Origin of the sequence: Synechocystis sp. LEGE 06083 (assembly GCF_015207725.1) — a bacterium.
Classification (GTDB): Bacteria; Cyanobacteriota; Cyanobacteriia; order Cyanobacteriales; family Microcystaceae; genus Synechocystis; species Synechocystis salina.
In genome coordinates this window covers 1-1,830 of the sequence record NZ_JADEWJ010000419.1, presented here as the reverse complement: position 1 = coordinate 1,830, position 1,830 = coordinate 1, and the positions used below count along the sequence as shown (strand labels likewise).

Sequence of the window (1,830 nt, the reverse complement as noted above, 5' to 3'; positions counted from 1 at the left end):
CTCCCTGACTCACTAAGGCGATCGCCGTCCGAGCGGGACTGGCAATACCGGCTTGATTAAGACCGTTGATAATTTCTTCATGGGAGCAGGGGCCACTGACCAACTGTTGGAGTTCAGGAGTGACCGACACCACCTCAAATACCCCTGTCATGCCAGCGTAACCCAGGCCATGGCACTGACGACAGAGGCGACTTTTGATCATGGGTTGGGCCATTAGCTCCACACTCAAACTGTTAGCCCGATAAATGGGCCCCGCAGGCAAACCAAAACGCTGTTGCTCTTCCAGTGTCACCTCCCCCTTCAAACGACAGGCAGGACACACCCGCCGCACTAGTCGCTGGGAAACAATGCCCTTGAGGTGTTGTCCGAGTACTGCCGGTTCAAACCATTCCTGCAGCTGGACGATCGCCGAGGGCACATCTTTGGCAATAACGGAGGTGAAAACTAAACGTCCTTGGTTGAGGGCCTGGGTCAAAGCCTGGGCGGTTTCTTGATCTTCCAAGGGGTCCACCGCCACCACTGGGGGGAACTGCTCCTGGAGGGACTGCACTGCCTTCTCGCCGGTAAAGTCCTTTTGGAGGTTAATCTCTAACTGATTAATGTCTTTATAGATATGAACCAGGGGATCGGACACCAGGGCGACGGCACGATCCTGTTCCAACTGTTTTCCCAAAAAAGCTTCCATGGTGGTGGTTTTGCCGCCATAGGCCGCCCCGATCACCACCACTAAACCGTGGGATTGCTGGGCCAATTTTTGCAGACTTTCCTGGCCCTGGCGATCGCCACAAAGTTGGGCAAAGTCGGGCAATTTTTCTAGGGAAGGCACCACCCGCACCAGTACTTTTTCGCCGTAAAAACTGGGGAGAATATTGACGTAGAAAAATACCGACTGGCCGTTATAACTTTTGCGGATGCGGGCCTTTTGGGGCACATTGGTCTGGCTGGTGTCCAAATGGGTCATGGTTTTTAGCCTGGTGACCAATTTGGGGCCTAATTCCCTGGGTAGGGGTTCGAGTAACATACGTAGATTACCACCCTGGCGAATCCGCACTAGCACCTGATTATCCTGGGGATCAATATGAATTTCGCTGGCCCCTTCCCGTAAGCCCAGAATAAGAATCTTATTGGCTAATTTAACTTCTGGCCCTTCGGCTTTGGTATCTGAGGTCGGAACAGATACATTCTCCCCTACAGCACTGACCGGCGGAGCAGTGGGGGGAGCAACCGGGGGAGTATTCTGCAGAGCGGCGATTTGTTGGGGCAAATCCTCAATTATTTCCGTCACTTCCACCACCGTTGCTTTGCCATCGTAGGGATTTTCGGCGATCGCCGTTTGGTCATGGGCGCTGAGGGCAGCCTGCACTTCCGGATCGTGGTAGAGCTGGTCAATTAAATTGTCAAAATCTTCCCTAGTTACCCCCCGCCGCCGCAGGGTAAGACTATGGGGGGACAATTGCCGTTGCAAAAATTGACCTGCTTCCTTACTGCTAGGGTCCACCATCACCACCAACAATGCACCGGGATCTTCCCGATAATGTAGAGGCAAAAAACCATACTGACGGCAGACGGGCAAAGGAAAGTAACGGTTCAGTAAACTGGCGATCTCCTCGGTGTTGGCCAGGGTCATCAACTGATGTTGGTCAAAAAATTTCACCCCATGGATCACCGAGAGGGCAAACTGTTGTTGAGCTTGGTACTGACGATGTAGTTCGTCGGGCAAAGATTCCCCCAACATTGTTTCCACCAACGTCGGCAGAGCAATGCCGGTGCGGCGAGCCTCCATTAAAGCCTGATGAATTTGAGAAAGGGAAAGATAACCCGCTTCAATGA

General features: G+C 52.8%; 1 protein-coding gene. It reads right to left on the bottom strand.

Annotated elements, in window-relative coordinates; all coding sequences use genetic code 11:
* Positions 1 to 1,828 (bottom strand): GspE/PulE family protein (locus tag IQ219_RS19320; protein WP_368667639.1); only part of this gene is annotated, 1,828 nt, incomplete at its 3' end.
* Positions 1,829 to 1,830 lie beyond the last annotated feature (2 nt).